This is a genomic window from Flavobacterium sp. GL_143 (assembly GCF_057834355.1).
Genome location: NZ_CM174401.1, coordinates 982,215 through 1,002,402, shown reverse-complemented (window position 1 = coordinate 1,002,402; position 20,188 = coordinate 982,215). Strand labels below are relative to the sequence as shown.

General features: G+C 32.5%; 19 protein-coding genes. 1 reads left to right on the top strand and 18 read right to left on the bottom strand.

Annotated elements, in window-relative coordinates:
* Positions 1–178: 178 nt before the first annotated feature.
* The 5 genes from nadD to AC3IPI_RS04215 all read right to left on the bottom strand — a co-directional run bounded on the left by nadD (position 179) and on the right by AC3IPI_RS04215 (position 3,275).
* Entirely contained in the window at positions 179–760 is a 582-nt protein-coding gene (gene nadD / locus AC3IPI_RS04235) for a nicotinate (nicotinamide) nucleotide adenylyltransferase (RefSeq protein ID WP_039113189.1), read from the bottom strand.
* A 115-nt stretch (positions 761–875) separates the two neighbouring features.
* The gene (locus AC3IPI_RS04230) at positions 876–1,298 is read right to left on the bottom strand and encodes a DoxX family protein (RefSeq protein ID WP_039113188.1); all 423 of its coding nucleotides are present in this window, start codon (positions 1,296–1,298) and stop codon (positions 876–878) included.
* 60 nt (positions 1,299–1,358) lie between these two features.
* The gene (gene gmk / locus AC3IPI_RS04225) at positions 1,359–1,931 is read right to left on the bottom strand and encodes a guanylate kinase (RefSeq protein ID WP_409417647.1); all 573 of its coding nucleotides are present in this window, start codon (positions 1,929–1,931) and stop codon (positions 1,359–1,361) included.
* Positions 1,932–2,002: 71 nt separating this feature from the next.
* A complete protein-coding gene (locus AC3IPI_RS04220; RefSeq protein ID WP_039113187.1) occupies positions 2,003–2,863 on the bottom strand; it encodes a YicC/YloC family endoribonuclease in 861 nt (286 codons plus the stop codon).
* A gap of 58 nt (positions 2,864–2,921) precedes the next feature.
* A complete protein-coding gene (locus tag AC3IPI_RS04215) occupies positions 2,922–3,275 on the bottom strand; it encodes an arsenate reductase family protein (protein ID WP_489157345.1) in 354 nt (117 codons plus the stop codon).
* Between the two features lie 76 nt (positions 3,276–3,351).
* Between AC3IPI_RS04215 and AC3IPI_RS04210 the strand changes: the two genes are divergently transcribed.
* Positions 3,352–3,807 (top strand): DinB family protein, encoded by a 456-nt coding sequence (locus tag AC3IPI_RS04210; RefSeq protein WP_086894936.1) that lies wholly within the window; start codon positions 3,352–3,354, stop codon positions 3,805–3,807.
* Here the strand turns inward: AC3IPI_RS04210 and AC3IPI_RS04205 are convergent.
* From AC3IPI_RS04205 to AC3IPI_RS04145, 13 genes are all read right to left on the bottom strand, one after another.
* Entirely contained in the window at positions 3,800–4,309 is a 510-nt protein-coding gene (locus AC3IPI_RS04205; protein ID WP_323491153.1) for a septal ring lytic transglycosylase RlpA family protein, read from the bottom strand. The two genes, AC3IPI_RS04210 and AC3IPI_RS04205, sit on opposite strands and share 8 nt — an antisense overlap.
* A gap of 86 nt (positions 4,310–4,395) precedes the next feature.
* Positions 4,396–4,818 (bottom strand): hypothetical protein, encoded by a 423-nt coding sequence (locus tag AC3IPI_RS04200; protein ID WP_039113183.1) that lies wholly within the window; start codon positions 4,816–4,818, stop codon positions 4,396–4,398.
* A 105-nt stretch (positions 4,819–4,923) separates the two neighbouring features.
* Positions 4,924–7,740, bottom strand: a complete 2,817-nt coding sequence (locus tag AC3IPI_RS04195; protein WP_323491152.1) for a TonB-dependent receptor — start codon at positions 7,738–7,740, stop codon at positions 4,924–4,926.
* Positions 7,741–8,060: 320 nt separating this feature from the next.
* Positions 8,061–9,704 carry a glucose-6-phosphate isomerase gene (gene pgi, locus AC3IPI_RS04190; RefSeq protein WP_489157340.1) on the bottom strand — a complete coding sequence of 548 codons (1,644 nt, stop codon included), beginning with the start codon at positions 9,702–9,704 and terminating at the stop codon, positions 8,061–8,063.
* A gap of 134 nt (positions 9,705–9,838) precedes the next feature.
* Complete coding sequence (locus AC3IPI_RS04185; protein ID WP_489157338.1) at positions 9,839–10,591, bottom strand: hypothetical protein; 753 nt, start codon at positions 10,589–10,591, stop codon at positions 9,839–9,841.
* Positions 10,591–11,211 (bottom strand): hypothetical protein, encoded by a 621-nt coding sequence (locus tag AC3IPI_RS04180; protein ID WP_489157336.1) that lies wholly within the window; start codon positions 11,209–11,211, stop codon positions 10,591–10,593. The genes AC3IPI_RS04185 and AC3IPI_RS04180 overlap by 1 nt, the downstream gene beginning before the upstream one ends.
* Before the next feature lie 36 nt (positions 11,212–11,247).
* Positions 11,248–12,441: a M23 family metallopeptidase gene (locus AC3IPI_RS04175; RefSeq protein ID WP_489159215.1), complete on the bottom strand. Its 1,194-nt coding sequence runs from the start codon at positions 12,439–12,441 to the stop codon at positions 11,248–11,250.
* Between the two features lie 47 nt (positions 12,442–12,488).
* Entirely contained in the window at positions 12,489–13,430 is a 942-nt protein-coding gene (locus tag AC3IPI_RS04170; RefSeq protein WP_489157334.1) for a tryptophan 2,3-dioxygenase family protein, read from the bottom strand.
* Positions 13,430–14,197, bottom strand: coding sequence for a DUF3108 domain-containing protein (locus AC3IPI_RS04165; protein ID WP_039113174.1), 768 nt, complete (start codon positions 14,195–14,197; stop codon positions 13,430–13,432). The genes AC3IPI_RS04170 and AC3IPI_RS04165 overlap by 1 nt, the downstream gene beginning before the upstream one ends.
* Before the next feature lie 292 nt (positions 14,198–14,489).
* Positions 14,490–15,650 carry a 4-hydroxyphenylpyruvate dioxygenase gene (gene hppD / locus AC3IPI_RS04160; RefSeq protein WP_489157332.1) on the bottom strand — a complete coding sequence of 387 codons (1,161 nt, stop codon included), beginning with the start codon at positions 15,648–15,650 and terminating at the stop codon, positions 14,490–14,492.
* A 177-nt stretch (positions 15,651–15,827) separates the two neighbouring features.
* Complete coding sequence (locus AC3IPI_RS04155) at positions 15,828–16,985, bottom strand: homogentisate 1,2-dioxygenase (RefSeq protein WP_489157330.1); 1,158 nt, start codon at positions 16,983–16,985, stop codon at positions 15,828–15,830.
* A 256-nt stretch (positions 16,986–17,241) separates the two neighbouring features.
* Positions 17,242–19,611: a patatin-like phospholipase family protein gene (locus tag AC3IPI_RS04150; RefSeq protein WP_489157328.1), complete on the bottom strand. Its 2,370-nt coding sequence runs from the start codon at positions 19,609–19,611 to the stop codon at positions 17,242–17,244.
* A 73-nt stretch (positions 19,612–19,684) separates the two neighbouring features.
* A complete protein-coding gene (locus AC3IPI_RS04145; protein ID WP_489157326.1) occupies positions 19,685–20,185 on the bottom strand; it encodes an XAC2610-related protein in 501 nt (166 codons plus the stop codon).
* Positions 20,186–20,188: the final 3 nt, after the last annotated feature.

The following is a 20,188-nucleotide window of genomic DNA, read 5'->3' as shown; positions in this document are numbered from 1 at the left end:
TTAACACATAGAAACATAGCTGTTGTACTCTCAAAAAAAGGCGTTTCACTTATTTAAAATACACAGAGCCTAGCTATGTGGAAGAAATATATTTCTTTTTGTTTTCTTTTTAACACATAAAATCTATGTTTCTATGTGTTAAATAAATTTTTAGGATTACCCCAACGTGACAATATATTTACTTCTTATAAAAATTATTGTGGTCAATATATTCCCAGACTTTCTCGGGTAATAGTGGCTGAATATTTTTTCCTTCTTTAATATTGTTACGAATAAAAGTAGAAGATATTTCTACAATTGGCGCATCTATTAAATGAATTTTAGGATGATTTTTTAGTTCTAAATTTTCTACTTCAGATGAAATTCTTGGATAAACATAAATGTCATAATCTTGTAGAATCACTTCGTAGTTCTTCCATTTATGAAGCGTTTTTAAATTGTCTTCGCCCATAATCAATGAAAATTCATGATTAGGATATCTTTCTTGTAAATGAACTAATGTATTTACAGTATAATTAGGCTGAGAGAGTTTAAACTCAATATCCGAAGGTTTTAATTTATCAAAACTATCTGTAGCCAAATGAACCATTTGTAAACGATGGTAATCGTCTAGTAATGTATCCTTCTTTTTAAGAGGGTTATGAGGTGTAACTACCATCCAAACCTGGTCTAAATCGGCATGTTCTGCCATGTGATTGGCAATGATAAGATGCCCAACATGTATGGGATTGAAAGTTCCGAAATAAAGACCAATTTTCATAAAAAAGGTAATTTTTGTTTGATAGATTAAATAGCTTTAACTACATCAGTATTTTAACTGGATGAGGTTTTGTCTTTTTTACTTTCAAATTGTTCTAAAATAATAGCTGTTAAGCTTAAAAACGACTCTTTTTACTAATGAAATTGTCTATCGAGAATTTACCACTTCCTGTTACAAAAAGAAGTAAATAAAATAATAGATATAAAATCGCCATTTCTTTAACATCGATTGGGTCAGCTCCGTGAACAACAAATACAGCAACTAACATTGTTATTATTAAAGGAATCGAAGCTAATCTTGTTGCTAAACCTATTGCAATAAGAAATGAACATACAACTTCGGCAAAAACAGCAAGACCTAAAGAAAACGTACTTCCTACTCCCAGAGGATCCGGAAATTGAATTTCACCTCCGGCTAAAAGTGTATTTAACTTTGGTAAACCATGAAAAATCATCAATGTTGCAATTGATAATCGGATTATAAGAATAATAAAATCGACTTTGTTTTCGCTTCTTTTTACCTGAAATAATCTGTTCATAATAGTACTGTTTTTTATTTTTAAAATAATTGGCGTTTATATTGCTTTTAGAGCGTGATTTTATTTATTAATAAACTCTTTTACCAGTTGGTAAGCTTCTTCTTTGGCAGTATCCAAATCGTAGTTCTTGATGATTTTATCAAATTGCGGAGCAGTTGCAAGTTCTACAGATGCTTTTGCAATACGCATATTAATTTTGTCTTCACTTTCAGTCGAGCGTTTTTTCAAACGAATTTTCAACTCATCGATACTTGGTGGTTTTACAAAAACGGCAAGAGTTTCTTCAGGAAATTTATGTTTAATACGTAATCCTCCAGAAACATCAATGTCAAAAATCACATTTTTTCCTAAAGCCCAAATGCGTTCGATTTCGCTTTTTAAAGTCCCGTAAAAGTTATCACGATATACTTCTTCCCATTCCAGAAAATTCTCGGCTTTAATATGCTTTTTAAATTCTTCTAATGAAATAAAGTAATAATCAGTTCCATGAACTTCCTCTCCGCGAGGTTCACGTGAGGCTGCTGAAATAGAAAATTCTAAGTTTAAATCTTCTTTACTTAATAAATGTCTAACAATGGTTGTTTTTCCTGAACCGGAAGGTGCTGAGAATACGATTAATTTCCCTTTTTTCATTACTTATGCTTTTGGCCTTAAGCATTACGCTTTAAGCTTTTATTTAGTATATCTTTTTTGGTTTCTAGTTTTTACAAAACATTCAAAACCTGCTCTTTAATTTTCTCTAGTTCATCTTTCATCATCACGACCAATTTTTGCATTTGAGCATGATTAGACTTAGAACCCATAGTATTGATTTCACGTCCCATTTCTTGAGTTATAAAACCTAATTTTCTACCATTGGCTTCAGTACCATCGATAGTTTGAAGGAAATAATCAAGATGATTGGTTAAGCGTACTTTTTCTTCAGTTATATCTAGTTTTTCTAGATAGTAGATAAGTTCTTGCTCAAAACGATTTTCATCAACATTTACTTTAAGTTCAGAAATTGCAGTTTGCAAACGGTCTTTAATAGCCTGAACACGTTCTGGGTCTAATGCTAAAGCATCTGTCATGTACTGACGGATATTACCTATTCGTAATTGAAATTCTTTTTCAAGAGACTCACCTTCATCTTTTCTAAAATTCAAGATGTTTTGTAAAGCTTCTTCGATTACAGTTTGAATTTGCTCCCAATCATTTTCATCAATTTCTTCACGTTCCGTTTTTAATGTATCTGGCATGCGAATAGCCATTTTCATTAATTCAGTTTCATCTGCTTCAGGATAAACTTCCTTCAGTTGGTTGATGTAAATTCTCACGATAGGAACATTTACTTTCGTAGATGTTTGTTCGGAAGTACTTTCGATAAAAATAGAAAAATCGACTTTACCTCTTTCTAGTTTCAGTGCAATCTGATTGCGTAAACCCAACTCCATTTCTCTGTAAAGTGAAGGCATTCTCACATTAAGGTCTAAACCTTTACTGTTTAACGATTTTACTTCTACAGTAATTTTTTTTGTTGGTAATTGCAAAGAAGCTTTGCCGAACCCTGTCATGGATTGTATCATATAAATTGGATATAGAGGGGCAAAGATAATGAAATATTTGGTGTATTGTTGATGATGGTTATTTGGTTAAAACCTTCATTACCTGTAAGATATTTTGTTGCGAGTTGCCAATGTATATTTTTTCGTCAATAATAAAGACAGGACGACTCAAGAAAGTATAATGTTCTAATATGTATTTCTTAAAATCGGCTTCGGTCAGGGATTTGTTTTTTAAATCCATAGATTTATATAATTGAGCCTTTTTGCTAAATAAAGCCTCGTAACTACCAGATAGTTGGTGCATTTCCTCAAGCTCAGTTTCAGTAATTGGATTTTGCTTGATGTCATGAAAAAGCAAGTCATTATCTTTAGGTAATCCTTTTATAATTTTACGACAAGTATCGCAAGAAGCGAGGTAGTATATTTTGTTCATAGTATCAAAGTTTTGAGTGCAAAGAAAATTCATTTAATATTTAAATTGTTTATTTTTATAAAAAAAAAACATAATCATGAATCAAGCATTTGAAGCAACTAGAGTAAGCAGAAATTTAATTTTACAATTTTTAGATAATTATTCATTAGAGCAATTAAACAAAGTTCCTCAGGGATTTAATAATAATATAATTTGGAATGTTGCGCATATTGTTGTTACACAGCAGCTTTTGGTTTATAAATTATCAGGGTTGCCAATGATGGTATCGGATGAGTTGGTTGCAAAATATAGAAAAGACACCAAGCCTGAAGGTGATGTATCACAAGCAGAACTTCAAGAAATTAAATCTTTGCTTTTTGAAACTATAAAGAAAACTGAAGCAGATTATAATGCTAATGCGTTTAAAACATATAATGAGTTAACAACAAGTCTTGGTTTTATCTTTAAAAATATTGAAGATGCATTGTCTTTTAACAACTACCACGAAGCACTCCATGTTGGAATCATGATGAGTATTCGAAAATTTATTTAATTTTTTCTATTGTTTCAATAGTTACAGTCATTGCTCCGGCACCTTTGTGTTTAGTGATGTCCATAAAAGCACGTTTTGATAAGTCTATTTCACGTGTTCTTACAAATGGGCCTCTATCTGTGATTTCTACAATTACAAATTTTCCATTGGCTTCGTTTGTAACTTTTACTTTAGTACCAAACGGAAGTTTTTTGTGGGCAGCAGTATATTTATTGTTGTTAAAACGACTTCCGTTTGCAGTTTTTCGACCATTAAAACGATCTGAATAATAGGAAGCGTGTGCAGATTTTTTGTAAATTTTTAATTTGGAATTTTTATCTATAGTTATAGAGTCTTTTTCTGTATTAGTAGGGGAGGCAACAGTTTTATTTTTTTGGTTTTTTAAAGTATCCTGTATTACTTTAGGATCTACTGGTTTGGTTTGACTGTTTAGATATGAAAAACCACAGCTTAAAAAAGTAATGATTAGGATAGAAAGTATGATGGTTGTTTTATTACTCATAAATTTTATTTTTAAGATGGATATACTTACACAAATAATATGCCGAAATTAAAAAAAGCCCTGTAATTAGGGCTTTATTTGTGTTTTTAGAACCATAACTTCCATGGTAATCTACTTAGAATCAGTACTAATCCTAATCCGTAAAAAATTGCAAATGTTTTGAATTTTGACTCGCTTGTAGTCAGGTTTTTATGTTTTGACCATCCGATAGTTATCAAAATGATAGCTATAATATTGATTAATGGGTGTTCTAATGATGTAAGTCTAAGGTCTGCGTTTGACATTTGTCCGAAAGCAGCTTTTCCAAGAGGAGAAACGAAATAAAGGATTAATCCGATTAGTAATTGCGTATGAGTAGCGATTAATGTAAAAAGACCAATTTTACGATCTGTTGGTGTAAAATCTTTTTTTGAGGTAAAACCAATAATTGCATTTATAACTGCAACTAATAGAAGGATTAAGACAATATAGGCCCATCCTGAGTGAAATTTTTGTATGAATTCGTACATAGAACTAAAGTTTTTTAAACAAATATAAGCAAAATTATGGCATAAAAAAACGGCATTAAGCTAAAAAGCCAATACCGTTTTTGTGAATTTTATGTTGTGATTTTTTTAGAAATCGTAACGTAAAGTAAAGTTCCAAGTTCTTCCGAAACCAAAGTATACTTGGTTTCCTGTAGCTATACCATCATATGTTTTTCCAGCTGAAGCATAAGTAGGTCCGTTTTTTCCATTAACAAAATCGTCAGCAAAAAAATTGGTTCTAGACTCTGCAATATAAATTTTGTCTAAAACGTTGTTTACGTTTAATCTAAAATTCATTGATTTATCTTTGTCTTTACCTACAAGCATTTTGTATGAGAAACCAGCATCCATTATTCCGTAATTAGGTAACTCTAATGCACCTTTATTATCTGGAGATGCAAAGTTAATAGGGCTTAATCCTGCATATAAATTATCATTATAATTGTAATTAGCATCAACAGTTACTCTTGGTAAAACTTCATAAGAAGCTCCTAAAGAAGCTGTCATTTGTGCAGCATCACCTACTTTTACTTTGTCCATGTAAACTGGAACTCCTGTGAATCCTGGAACTGGAGTGTTGTCTGCTTGGAAATATGCATTAACAGTTGCGTTACCTTTGTATTCCCAAATTCCGTAAGAGAACATTGCGTTTACTTTTAATTTATCTGTAATGTTAGAATTTGCTTCAAACTCAATTCCAGAGTGAACTTCGTTTAGTCCTAAATATTCTGTGTAAGTTGTGTTACCAACAACTCCAGGAGAATCTGGAAGTGCGTTACCTTTTAAGTATCTGTCATTCCAAGTTGTGTTGTAAACGTTTACAGTAGCATTGAAGAAACGAGAACGGAATCCGTATCCTGCTTCAAAACCAGTAATTTTTTCGTTAGTAACGTTAGGGTTTACTGTAGATTTGTTATTAGGGTAAACTGAGTTAAAGAATGGTTGTTTAGAGTAATAACCTGCATTTACATACACATTATTTTTCTCGTTAATATTGTAGTTTGCACCACCTTTTACGTTACCACCTAAGATGTTTTTATAATCTGTAGAAGATAATGGATCAGAGGTTTTGTATAAGAAATCATCTTCTCTTTGGTATCCTTGTTGAGAGATTGCTCCTTGAACAAATGCAGTTAAGTTGTCTTTAGAATACTCAAGTTGAGTAAAAGCACCATACCATCTTACATTTCCAGTACTGTTGAAAGCAATTTTCTCATAATCCTTATTTTCGAAAGGATTCCATTGAACTCTTGAGTCATAAGTTGTAGTAAGGTGTCTTCCGTCTGGTTTTAAATCGGCAACACTGTTGTCGAAGAATTCTCCACCACCTAATAAGTCATTAACTACAGTAAAGTGGTATCCTTTGTAAGTTCTAGCATCAACTCCAAAATCTAAAGTTAATGTATTGCTTAATTTTTTATTCAAGTTGATTACTGCACCATACCAGTCATGAGAGTTGATAGATGAAGTTTGAGAAATTCCAGATGTTGTGTTATAAGTATAATTAGGTGCACTTCCTGATCTACCCGTAGCTGAGCTGTTTTGGAAAACACCACCAACTTGTGTTCTTGTTTGGTCAGCTCCGTTAAAATTAACTTTACCTTGACCAGAGTTCCAAGCTTGGATTCTGTTATAATCTACCATACCATTTGGTAGTAAAAAAGCTTGGTTGTTGTAACTTAAACCTCCAATTCCACCTGTAGCACTTGCTCCAGCTCCACGTCCCCATGAAGCATAAAGTACACTTGATAATTTAGTAGTTTCGTTTATTTTGTAATCCCAGTTAATAGATGCAACTGGCTTGTGGTAGTAGTTTTTTCTGATGTTATATTTCTCACCATTCAAGTATCCTGCATCAGCATTGTATCTTGTATTTGGGTTGTCAATAGAACCGTATTTTTGATAAGTTTCGATTGTAGAAACTGTACTTCTTTGGTTGTGCCATTGTGGTGCACCAGTTACAGTAAATTGAAAATCGTGTTTGTTATCTTTTGTAGCATATCCTAAAGCTACGAAATAGTTAGTTCCTTCAAATTCAGTTCCGTTAATATATCCGTCTCCCATTGTTTGAGATAATAATACAGAAGCAGAAAGTCCGTTATCTAATTTTCCAGTATTGTAAGATCCTTGTAATTTTAAATAATTTGCATTACCAAATCCAGAAGAAAATGAACCTCCTTGTTTGATGTCAGAAGATTTAGTTACAATGTTTATTGTTCCCCCTACAGATGAAACAGCAAGTTTAGAAGAACCTAAACCTCTTTGTACCTGCATTGCAGAAGTTACATCAGAAAGTCCAGCCCAGTTACTCCAGTAAACAGTTCCACCTTCCATGTCATTAATTGGCATACCATTAACCATTACGGCAATGTTTTTTTGGTCAAATCCACGAATGTTGATTCTTGAGTCTCCGTATCCACCACCACCTTTTGTAGCGTAAACTGAAGGAGTATTTCTTAAAACCTCAGGAAATTCTTGAGTTCCTAATTTTGCTTGGATTTCTGAAGCTTTAATAGTAGAAACAGCAACAGGAGTTTTTCTGTCCTTAGCGATATCAACTACAGTACTTTTTACAACAATCTCGTCTAGTTGGTTAGAGTTTGATGTTAAAACGATAGCTCCTAAATTAACAGTTCCTCCATTAGAAACAGAAAATTTAATTGTTTTAGAGTCGTAACCTAAGTAAGAAACAACTACTTCTCCAGAGGCTACTGAAGTTGTAATAGAAAATTTACCATCAAAATCGCTTGAGCCAGCGTCTGATGACCCTTTAACTACAGCATTAGCTCCAGGTAAAGAATTAGAACCATCGGTAATTGTACCTGTGATTTTTCCTTGCGAAAATACGGTTGAAACCATCATGAACAATAGTCCCGTGAGTAACCAATTTTTCATTGTCTTCATTTGTTATTTAGTTAATTGTTTTTGGCAAAATTATAACATTTTAATCGGATAATGTTATCAAAACGTTAAGAAAATATCGTTTTGCGTAATCTCTTGAGTATTAAAGTGATTTTGTTGATTTATACTAAGGAAAATGGCATTTTTTTAAATTTTATGGATGGTTTTTTGTTAAAATATCAAAAAATAAAATCAATAAAAAGCGAGCGTATGTTAATTTTAGATAAAGCGAATAACTTGAGGATTAGTATTATAAGAAAAAGCTTATTGATTGCCAGAATCAATAAGCTTTTTGTGGATTATGTACTATAAGTTTCTAGTTCTTACTTATTCTTCAAAAAATGATTTAATAAGAAAGAGGTTGAACTATCGTGATTTTTCACTGTTTTTGTATTGATCTCATCTAATATAGAATTTGCCAATTGTTTACCTAATTCTACTCCCCATTGGTCATAGCTAAATATATTCCAGATAAGTCCCTGAACAAATATTTTGTGCTCATATAAGGCAATTAATGAACCCAGAGATTTTGGAGTTAGTTTTTGTATTAAAATAGTATTTGTTGGTTTGTTACCAGTAAATACTTTAAAAGGCAATAAGAATGCGGCTTTGTCTGCAGCAAGTCCTTGTTTGTCAAATTCAGCCTGAACTTGTGCTGCCGTTTTTCCGTGTAATAAAGCTTCGGTTTGTGCAAAGAAGTTTGACATCAATTTATTATGATGATCTTCGTTACCATATAAAGGTTCTACATATCCAATAAAATCTGTTGGGATTAATTTTGTCCCTTGGTGTATTAATTGGAAGAATGCGTGTTGCGAATTTGTTCCAGGTTCTCCCCAAATAATAGTTCCTGTTTGGTAGTTAACAGGTTTTCCGTCACGACCTACACTTTTTCCGTTGCTTTCCATTGTTGCTTGTTGCAAGTATGGAGCAAGTTTTTGTAAATATTGAGTGTAAGGAATTAGTGCTTCACTTTCGGCACCGAAAAAATTATTATACCAAACACTTAATAAAGCTAGAATTACAGGTAAGTTTTGGTCAAATTCAGCTGATTTAAAATGTTCGTCAGTTTCATTAGCACCTTCTAATAATTGGTTGTAATTATCAAAACCAACTGCTAAGCTAATGCTTAAACCAACTGCACTCCATAAGGAGAAACGTCCACCAACCCAATCCCACATCGGGAAAACATTGTCAGGATTAATTCCGAATTCAGTTACTTTTTGGATGTTAGTCGACACAGCAACAAAATGTTTTGCAATATCTTCTTGTGAAGCCGATTTTAAAAACCATTCTTTAATAGTTTCAGAATTGGTTAATGTTTCCTGAGTAGTAAAAGTTTTTGAAACAATTACAAATAATGTAGTTTCAGGGTTTAGTTTCTTAATAACTTCATTTACGTGATCACCATCTACATTAGAAACAAAATGCGTAGTTAAATGATTTTTGTAAAACTGTAATGCTTCAACTGCCATAACTGGACCAAGATCTGAACCTCCGATACCAATATTAACAATATCAGTAAAAGCTTTTCCTGTAAAACCTTTTCTTTCTCCAGAAATTACTTCATGGCTAAATTTTTTGATTTTGTTTTTTACTTCGTAAACTTCTGGAATTACATTTTCTCCGTCTACTTTTATTACAGCAGATTCTGGCGCACGTAAAGCAGTGTGTAAAACAGCTCTGTTTTCAGTTTGGTTAATTATTTCACCACCAAAATATTGAGAGATCGAGTCTTTTAATCCAATAGAATTTGCTAGCTCTAATAAAAGAGAAATAGTTTCCTGATTAATATTATTTTTAGAATAATCTAGTAAAAAGTCATTCCATTGTAAATTGAATTTTTCAACACGAGTTGCATCTTGTTGAAATAATTCTTGTATCGTAGTTTCGTGAATTGTGTTATAGTGGTTTTGTAGATTTTTCCACGCTTCAGTCCCAGTTGGGTTTGTTGTGTTTAAAGCCATTTTTTTGTCTTAATTGAAAATTTGGTTATTAAAACACAAAAATACTGAAATTAGTTTTTAATAGTGTAACGCTTCACGATTATATAACAAATAGTTACGAAAACGTTTTATGTGGCTAAATACTATTGTAATGATTATTGGATTTTAATTTTCTCCCATGATGCAACTAGATTGCCTTCTATGTTGACATCTTTAATTTCGTAATACTCAAGATTATTTTTAGATGTTTTTCTGAATAGCTTTTTAAAATCTTTGTCAATGAAATATTTATCGTTTAAAACAAAAGAGAATGATTTTATTTCTTTCCACTTAGAATCTTTTAAACTATATATCGTAATTGCTTTGTATCTACTTGCGCATGATGAATAATATTCGGCTATTTCACTTTTACCATCTTCATCAATGTCTCCAATGTTTATAATACTTGAAGGATGGCAACAATTAGAGTCGGTTAAAATTCGGGGAATGCTATTATCTGTAAAATAATAAGAATCTCCTTCTTCGCAATAATTCAATGCATGTAAAACAAAAACATAATCTTCTTTTTTGTCACCATTTAAATCTCCTAGATTATTAAGTCCTTCATTATAATATTCATCAAACATTTTCTTTTTAAGTCTAAAAGGCAAGCATTCTTTTATTTTGCTTTCAGCTTCGTATTTTGAAATGTCTAATTTGAATTTTCCTTTTAAAATAGAATCGTTGATAAATTGAATGTCATTTGATAAAACAGAATCTTTTGATATGCCATTCTTAACTGCGAATAATTGCCAATCATAAGAAATTTGATTGGGCTCTAGGAATACTTTTTTTGTTCCAGTTTTTTCAACGCCATTTTTACAAGATGTGATACTTAAAATAATAATTATAAGGAGTAGTTTTTTCATCACCAAATCTTCCACCAAGGTTTTTTGTTTACTTCAATTGTTTTCTTGGCAGTATTGATTTCTATTCTTTTTGGAGATTCCGTTTTAATTTTAGAATCATCAAAGAACATTTCGCCATTGTCGTTCATCCCAATTGGAGTTTTGGTTCTTTCTTTCCAATCGTTGGTTTGTAGTTCAGGAATTAGCGGCGAGTTTCTTTTGTCAATAAATTTCCCTCTTGCTTTTTCTGTAATTTCTTCTTCCAGGTTTGAAGATGAATTTTTAAATAGTGTTAATGAATTGTCTGGAATGTTTAAAAGAAAAACTTGTGTTTTGTCATCAATTTTCTGAATATCTAATACTTTAAAATAAGCAATAGTGTCTAATAAATAGTGACCTATCTTTGCTGAATCGGGATTGAATATTGACAAATCTTTTGCGTTAGCGCTTGCAATTAAATATCTGAAATTTCCCGAAAGCCCACCGCCAAGGGTACTCATGTCAGTAAATCCTTTTTCTTGAATTATCTGTCCGACTCTATAATTTGAAATTAAATCTTCGGGCAAATTTGTATCTCTGTAAAATAGTTTTAAACCCGAAAAAGTTTCATTATAAATTGCTTTAAGACGGACATTTTTCATTGTTTCTATTTTTTAGAGAATGTGTTTCAGTAAAAATTATATATTCCCAATACTATCCAATTCTCTCTTTAAAGGCTCTATTTGTTTTATGAAACGGGTTTTCTCATTTCCTGTTAGAGATTCTCCAGTAGGTAAATTAAGTCGAAGAGCATCTACCTGAACGCCGTTTTTCCAGAAACGATAACATACGTGAGGTCCAGTTGCAAGCCCTGTACTTCCTACTAATCCGATAGTTTGTCCTTGAGTTACACGTTGCCCACGTTTTACTAATATTCGGGACATATGTAAGTATTGAGTAGAATAAGTGCCGTTGTGTTTTACTTTTACAAAGTTTCCGTTTCCTGCTGTATATCCTGTAGCTTCAACAACTCCAGAGGCTGTGGTTGAAATAGGAGTTCCAGTTGGAGCTGCATAATCAGTTCCTTTGTGTGCTTTCCAGGTATGTTGTACCGGGTGAAACCTGTTGGCAGTAAATCTAGATGTGATTCGGCTAAATTTGATTGGCGTTTTTAAGAAGAAGTTTTTCAGTGTTTTTCCTTCGTCATCATAATATTCAACTTTTCCTGAAGTTGTATCTCTTTCAAAAGGAAAGGCATATATAATTTTGCCTTTATATTCAAAAAATGCAGCTTCAAGTTCTTCAACGCCATCATAAGTTTTGCCGTTTATAAAACGTTCTGTGAAAATTAATCCGTAGCGATCTCCTTTTTTAAGTTTGAAGAAATCGATAGACCATGAGAAAACTTTGGTGATTCGGCTTGCAAGTGCGGTTTCTACACTTTCATTTCCTAAAGTTTCTGATAAGGAGCTTTTTAAAACTCCACCTATTATTTTTCGTTTAAGAGTAACAGGTTTTACTTTTTTGTATGCTTTTGCAATACTATCGCGTAAGTCGACTACGTAGTAGCTTAATGCGTCGGGTTGATATATGAAAACTTGTAAATCGTTTGTTTTGTTTTTTGATCTAAGAAGGGTGTATGGTTTATGGTATCTAATGGTTCTTACATTAAATGAATCTTTAATTTGTTCTACAATATTATAGACTTGTTTGCTTCCAATGTTTTGTCCTTGGATAATAGTCCCAAAAGTTTCACCTTTTTCTATAGTGTCATTAACCACATTGTAGTCAGCATAATTAAACCCAAAATCAACTTTTTGTGGTTTTGGTTTGGTAATTTTAGTTTCAATTTTATCCGTTGTTTTATTACATGATATTATTAAAAATAACATTATTATAATTGCTGATACTTGTTTCAAACTCTTCTTTTTTTTATTAATTATATTTCTTTTTCATTTCCCCAATCGGCCAATTCTTCTGCACTCCATAATTCTGGAAAAAATATCCTGCGTTGGTATTTAGGATGCATGTATTTTTGCCAATCACTTCCGCCTGTTGCTTCTCCATTTCCTTTTCCGCTTTCAAGAATGTATTTTCTGGCAGTATTTAAATGTTGCATTACCCAAGTAATATTTACGGTGTGGTCATAATGGCGCATTGCTTGAACTAATACTGGGTTTTTTTGATCTTCTTCGGGAAGTTGTTTGAATTTTTGCCAAATATTTTTGGTCTTGTATTCTTTCATTTGTGTTAGAAATTGAGATTTGTATTTTTTCTCAAATTCTTGAAGTAAATATGATTTTTGACCTGTTTGATAATCTTTTCCGGCTGCTTGCCAGTATAAATGTTCAAAGCTAGTTTCTAGGTCGGTATTTGCGTCAAAGCGGTCTTTGTATCTGCGATCTGTTAAATTAATTACATCTGTTGAGGAGAATTCGACTAATCGATATTGTGCGCTCTGAAAACCACTTGCAGGAGTTAATGTATTTCTAAATTTCATATACTGCTCGACTTCCATGCCGTTTTCCATAATGCTAAATGAATTAGTTAGCATATCGAAATAACGTGTGATTCTAGAAAGGCGCTCACTAAAAAAATCAGTCTGAATATTTTCTACTTCCGAAACTTGCTCAATCTCCCAAAGAATCATCTTGAAGATTAATTCGTTTACCTGATGGTACATAATAAATACCATTTCATCAGGAAGAGTTGTTCTTTGTATTTGAAGATTTAAAAGTGCATCAGTTTGGATGTAATCCCAATACGTAATAGGTTTTGACCAAAGCAGACCTTCTAATTGTACGTCTGTTTTTTGGTTAATAGCATGGTATTTTTTATCAATTTCTTTTAAAATTGATTCTGAATTATCAGTGATATTCATTATTTTTTTACTTTAAATGGATTTTTTAATCCTTTGAATGCGTCCAAATCGGCTTTTATAGAACCAACGGCAAGATCTGCTTTTATTCGGACAGGTAATTTATTATCGTCATCTGTTATCCAGAGTGTTACGCTTTCTTTTTCTTTAAAAACTCGTCCTGATTGTACCAATGGTTTAAAAATCATTGTCGGAACGGTTCCAAATTTAGTTGTAATATCCTCACGACCTACGAATTTTAACTTAAATTTTGTTGTTTCGTCGTCAAAAAACATGTCAATTGTTATCGATTCTCCTGATTTTAGTTTGTCTATATTAGGATGGTTCCTTAAATAGTAAAAGGAGGACATAATATCTTGTACGTTTTTACCAATAACAATTGTTTTCTCTGTCTTGTGTTTGTAATCTTTTACAAGAACACGCCCATCTTGGTTAAAGAAACCTTCTTGATTCTTGGTATAGCCGCCTTCGTCTATTTTTCGTACAAACTGATATGGGTTTCCAGTTTCTTTGTCAAAATAGCTTTCATATAAATCATCTACTTTAAAGAAAAAACGAGACATTCCAGTTGTGTAACCTTTACCCACGGCATGAAACACTTTTTTGTTGTTTACAGTAGCATCTTTTATTTCGAGTGTTGCATATCCAGCATTTATGATACCATAATGAATTCTGAATTTGAACCATTCGCCTACATCAAATGAGTCTTCTTTTTGAGTATCGAAGCTAAGTGTAAGGATTACGAATATGGAGAGGATTAGTTTTTTCATAAGATTCTTTGACAATTTATAAAATAAATGCAAATTCTATTCCAAATGTATTAAAACAAAAAAACTCAGTCAAGGAATGACTGAGTTTTTATGCTATTAACTAACCAAAAAACTATAAATTATGAAATTTATATCAATTTAGGAAGGAAACCACCCCCTCCTGTTTTGCGAGTGCAAAGATAGATATAAAGACATTAAAAATAATAGTAAAAAAGTGAGTTTAACATATCATTTGCAAAAAAAGCATCGGTTTAAAGAGGATTTTTTCACATAATGCATAAAAAATGCGTTTTTACAGCGTTCCTCGCAATTCTTGTTCTCTCTCAATCGACTCAAAAAGTGCTTTAAAGTTACCAGCACCAAATCCTTTAGCTCCCATTCTTTGAATTATTTCGAAAAATAGGGTAGGGCGGTCTTGAACTGGCTTCGTGAAAATCTGTAATAGATACCCATCTTCGTCAGCGTCGACCATAATTGCTAATTTTTCAATTTCGTTGATATCTTCTTTCATCATATCCATATGAACACCTAATCTTTCAGGAATTGCCTGGTAATAAGTGTGCGGAGGGGCAGATAAAAACTCAACTCCACGCGCTTTTAATTGCGATACTGTTTTTATGATGTCATCGGTTGCGATGGCGATATGCTGAATTCCTGGTCCGCCATAGAAATCTAAATATTCTTCTATTTGAGATTTTTTCTTTCCTTCGGCTGGTTCATTGATTGGGAATTTAATTCTTCCGTTTCCGTTAGACATTACTTTACTCATCAAGGCCGAATATTCTGTTGTGATTTGTTTGTCATCAAACGATAAGAAATTTACGAATCCCATAACGTCTTCGTAGAATTTAACCCATGTGTTCATTTCATTCCATCCCACATTTCCAACCATATGGTCGATATATTTTAATCCTGTTGGTTCTGGATTATAGTCTGATTTCCATTCTTTGTAACCTGGTAAGAAAACACCATTATAGTTTTTTCTTTCTACAAAAATATGAACCGTTTCTCCGTAAGTGTAAATTCCAGAACGTACTACTTCTCCAAATTCATCTTTTTCGACAGTTGGTTCCATAAATGAACGTGCACCACGTTTCATAGTTTCTTCGTAAGCGCTTCTTGCATCTTCAACCCAAAGAGCGGCAACTTTTACACCATCACCATGTTTTTTAAGGTGTTCGTGTATTGGTGAATCTTGTGTTAAAGGGGTTGTTAAAACAAGTCTTATTTTGTCTTGTTTTAAAACGTAAGATGCTTTATCTCTTACTCCTGTTTCTAATCCTGCATAAGCTAATGATTGGTAACCAAAAGCTGTTTTGTAATAATGTGCCGATTGTTTTGCATTTCCTACGTAGAATTCTACATAATCTGTTCCTAATAACGGAAGGAAATCTTGTGCTCCTTCAAAGATTTTTTCTAATCCGTATTCTACTGATTTTACTTCTTTACTCATTGTGTTTATTTGTTTAATCGGTTAATCGCTTATTAGGAAAAACCGAAGTGTTGTTTTTAAGTTTTATTTTTTTTACCGCAAAGGGCGCTAAGTAAAAGACGCAAGGTTCGCAAAGTTTGTCATGGCGATCTTTGCGTAAAATCCTTGCGAACTTTGCGGTTAGATCTAATGGACTAACTATTCCGTCCAGGATTTGTAATACTGTCCATCATCAAGACCCATTGCTTCTTCCGTGACCATAAGTGGGCGGAAAGTATCAACCATTACGGCTAATTCATGAGTTTCTTTGTGACCAATACTACGCTCCATTGCGCCTGGTGCTGGACCATGCGGAATTCCTTTTGGGTGTAAAGTGATATGACCTTGCTCAATATTATTACGACTCATAAAATCACCATCAACATAATATAGTACTTCATCAGAATCTATATTGCTGTGATTGTATGGTGCCGGAATTGCTTTCGGGTGATAATCGTAAAGTCTTGGGCAGAATGAGCAAACGACAAAAGTTGCCGTTTCAAAAGTTTGATGTACTGGTGGCGGTTGGTGTACACGACCAGTTATAGGCTCGAAATTATGAATCGAGAATCCGTATGGGAAATTATATCCATCCCAACCCACAACATCAAAAGGATGTGTGGCATAAACCACTTCGTGAATCATGCCCTCTTTTTTGATTTTAATTAAAAAATCACCTTTTTCATCATGTGTTTCCAATTCGTTTGGCAAAATAAAATCACGCTCACAAAATGGAGAATGCTCTAAATGCTGACCTGATTGGTTTTTATAACGCTTTGGGGTATAAAAAGGAGCGAAGGATTCGACATAAAAAAGGCGGTTTTCTTCGGTCTCAAATTCTATTTGATAAATAATACCTCTCGGAATGATTAAATAATCGCCATACTCAAAAGGGATATTCCCAAGCATGGTTCTTAGTTTTCCTTTTCCTTTATGGATGAAAAGCATTTCATCGGAATCGGCATTCTTGTAGTAATATTTTCTAAGGGATTCTTTTGGAGCTGCTAAACCTATAATACAGTCTTTATTGACTAACATGGCTTTGCGGCTGTCAAGAAAATCATTTTCAGGTTTAAGTTCAAAACCTTTAAAAAGTAATGATTTTATGTTTTTTCCGATTGCAATTTTTGGTTCAACCGAATAAGAATTTAAAATTTCTTTTACTTGTGTTGGTCTGTGAACATGATAAGACAATGACGAATGTCCGTGAAAACCTTCGGTTCCAAACAATTGTTCGTAGTATAACCCTCCGTTAGGTTTTTCGAATTGGGTGTGTCTTTTTTGAGGAAAATCTCCAAGTTTATGATATAATGGCATGGCTTTTCTATTAGATAATTTTAAATTAGATAATTCGAAAAATTTGAATTGTGTGAACAGATAATCAGCTCAATATTGTGTAATTGACTAATTATCTCAATTCGGTAGTTTTATTCAGGATTTCTCTTGATAAGGAATTGAAGATACTCTAATAAACCTGTCCATTTTGTTTTCATTATAACAAATGTCGTAATTTTTATGAATCAAAATTACATATTATATTATTTATAACATAAATTTTTTCTAAAAAACTAAATTAAAACACAAAACCTATTTTAAACCATGTATAGCCTTTGGTGTTTTCAGGCGACCAGGAGTATTTTATTTCTATAGGACCTATTATTGTCTCTAAGCCATAACCTACGGCATAACCTGTGTATTTTGGTACTGAAACCCACTCGACTCCTTCAAAAATATTGTTTCCAAGGTTTGCAAAGTTGGCTGTGAAATTAATATGATTTTTTTTGAATATCTCGTAATCAAAGGTTGCTTCGGCTTTTATAAGACTGTTTCCTGCAAGACTTAAAAAGTCATATCCGTAGAAATAATTAAAATTATCTAATTTATAATAACCATATCCTCCTAAAACATAATTGAAAAATGGTACACTTGTTTGACCAAAAGTAAGTCCTGCATTAGCTTTAAAAACTACAGTTGCCTTATTGAATATGGTTTTTGCTACACCAATTTCTGCTTTTGCAGTAGAGAAAGGTTCAAAGACACTTGTGTAATTTGAGGAAAATAGATAAGATTGAATATTACCTGAAAAACCCCATCCTCTTTTAGGAAAATCTTTATTATCGAAGGTGTCATAATTCATATATCCGAATAAACTAAAGTAACTGCTTTTGTCTATGTTTGGATCTATAGCGGCTAAGGTCTTTGAGTGTATTTTTAAATATTTATATTCGACTCCTCCACCTATCAGGAATTTTTGGACAAAAAGTGTTTGAAAATAGGCTTGATTAGTTATGTCGAGAAAATCAACATTAACTAAATTAGGATCTGTACTTTTAAGAAGTGGACTACTTAGTTCTTGAGTTATATTTCGATTAAATTGTGTTAGTCTTGATTTGAACCCAAAGCTTATATTAAATCCGTTCTCGATATAATAGTCAAGATTGTATCTAAAATTATCTCCTAAAATGATATCCAATGAAGTAATGTCGTTTTTAAAGAGCGTTTTTCTGTGGGTAAGATTTACTAAAATTGCACTTTTGTAAAGTCCGTCATAATGCAAACCAAATTTTAGATAGGTTTGAGTTGGGTTTTCTTTTAAAGTTAAATTTAAGTCATCACGAGTTCCATTTGGATCTAATGAATAGGAAATTGCACTAAAGTTTTGGGTGGCATTAATATTATTGACACCTTTTAAAAGGTCACTATAAGTTATTTTTGATCCTGCCTTAAAGCGTAATTTACTTGTAATATATTCGTGAGTAAAATTTTCCAGGTGATTGCAATTTATATCTTCGATTTGCAATGTGTCTGAAGCTACTTTTAACTCAGGTTTTTTGTAATAACCTTGTTTTTCGACCAATGCTTTAATTTTTTCGTAAGTCGCAAAGGTTGCATCTTCTCCTCTTCGGATAATTTGTTCTCCTTTATCAAAAGAGATTACACCATATTCTTTAATATCTGGTTTGATATAAATATCGGTGTTTTTTATTTTTCTCTTCATCTTATCGATAGATTGAAGATTGGTTATTTGTACTAATATACGAGTAGCATCTTTCAGTTTTGTGCGATCTAATAAATCATCCTGAACATCTACACCTATGATTATATCTGCGCCTAAATTCCGAACTTCTTTTATAGGGTAATTGTTTACAACTCCACCATCTACTAGTAGTTTTCCGTCTATTTCTACAGGTGAGAATAGGGAAGGGAATGCTGCGCTGGCAATCATGGCTTGTGCCAAATTTCCTTTGTTAAGTAATACTTCTTCGCCAGTTTCGATATTGGTAGCAATACATAAAAATGGTGTTGGTAGCTGATTAAAATCGCGAATGTGTCTTACGTTTCGAGTAAGGCTGCTTAATAAATTATAGTTGTACATTCCTTTAGAAAGTGCTTCGGGAATTCCAATTTTAAAATTGCTAAAAGGTAAAATTATAGCGTATAATTCGTCGTTTCTTTTTTCGTAAAAGTTTTTGGATGATCTTGGAATGTAGTCATTTATTAAATCATCAAAATTGGTTCTCTTAAAAATTGAATCAATTTGAGATGCATTGTAACCAGATGCATAAAGTCCACCAATGATGGATCCCATACTGGTACCGCCTATATAATCGATTTTGATTCCTGCTTCTTCCAGAACTTTTAATACTCCAATATGAGCAAATCCTTTGGCTCCACCGCCACTTAATACCAAACCAATTTTTGGACGGTAAGTGGGATCATTTTTATCTTTTTTTATAGTATCCTGAGCAAATATGTTCTGAGTGAAACCTAATGTTATTAAAACAACTAATGTTTTTATGCCCCAGATGGGAATGGAAAACTGCGAGTGAAGAAAAGCTATTTTTTCTTGTAGAAAAAGAGCGACCCAAGAAGCTCCTTTTTTTGCAATAGAAAAAAAGTTTTTTAATCGAGTATTTGTAATGGACAGCTGGATGAGGCTCATAGAAATAGCTGGTTTGTTCTGTAAAAGTCGGAAATATTATCGAGCTTTATATGTCATTTTTGTTTTAATAACATTATTTCTTCAATAATATAAGGTTTTTGTTTTTGTCGAATTTCCAAACATCAGTATGCCATCGTGCACCACCTCGACAACTTGATTGAATTGTTTTTTTCTTTTTGTTTATTTGGATGTCGCAAAACTCATCACATTCTGGTCCGAAGTTTCGAGGCATTCTTAATTGTTTAAACTGGCTGCTTATTGGGTCGTAAATAAAAAGTTGAAATATGGTGTAAACTCCCATTCCGTCGTCTAGATGATAGGTAGAAAAGTCTTGATAGCCATCAAAATTATAATCTTCAATCGCAAAGTGCATTTCTCTGTCTGAAATTGAAGTTTCTATGCTATCTATAATTTGTGTTTTATTATTTTTAGAAGTGGTGATTTCTAATTTTTCGAAATCATTAACCGCTTTTATTTTTATTTGGGTGTTATCTTTTTGATTAATTTCAATATTCTTTTGACTATAACTATGGTATGAAAATAAAAGAATGATGTTTAAAAGGATTATTCTCATGGG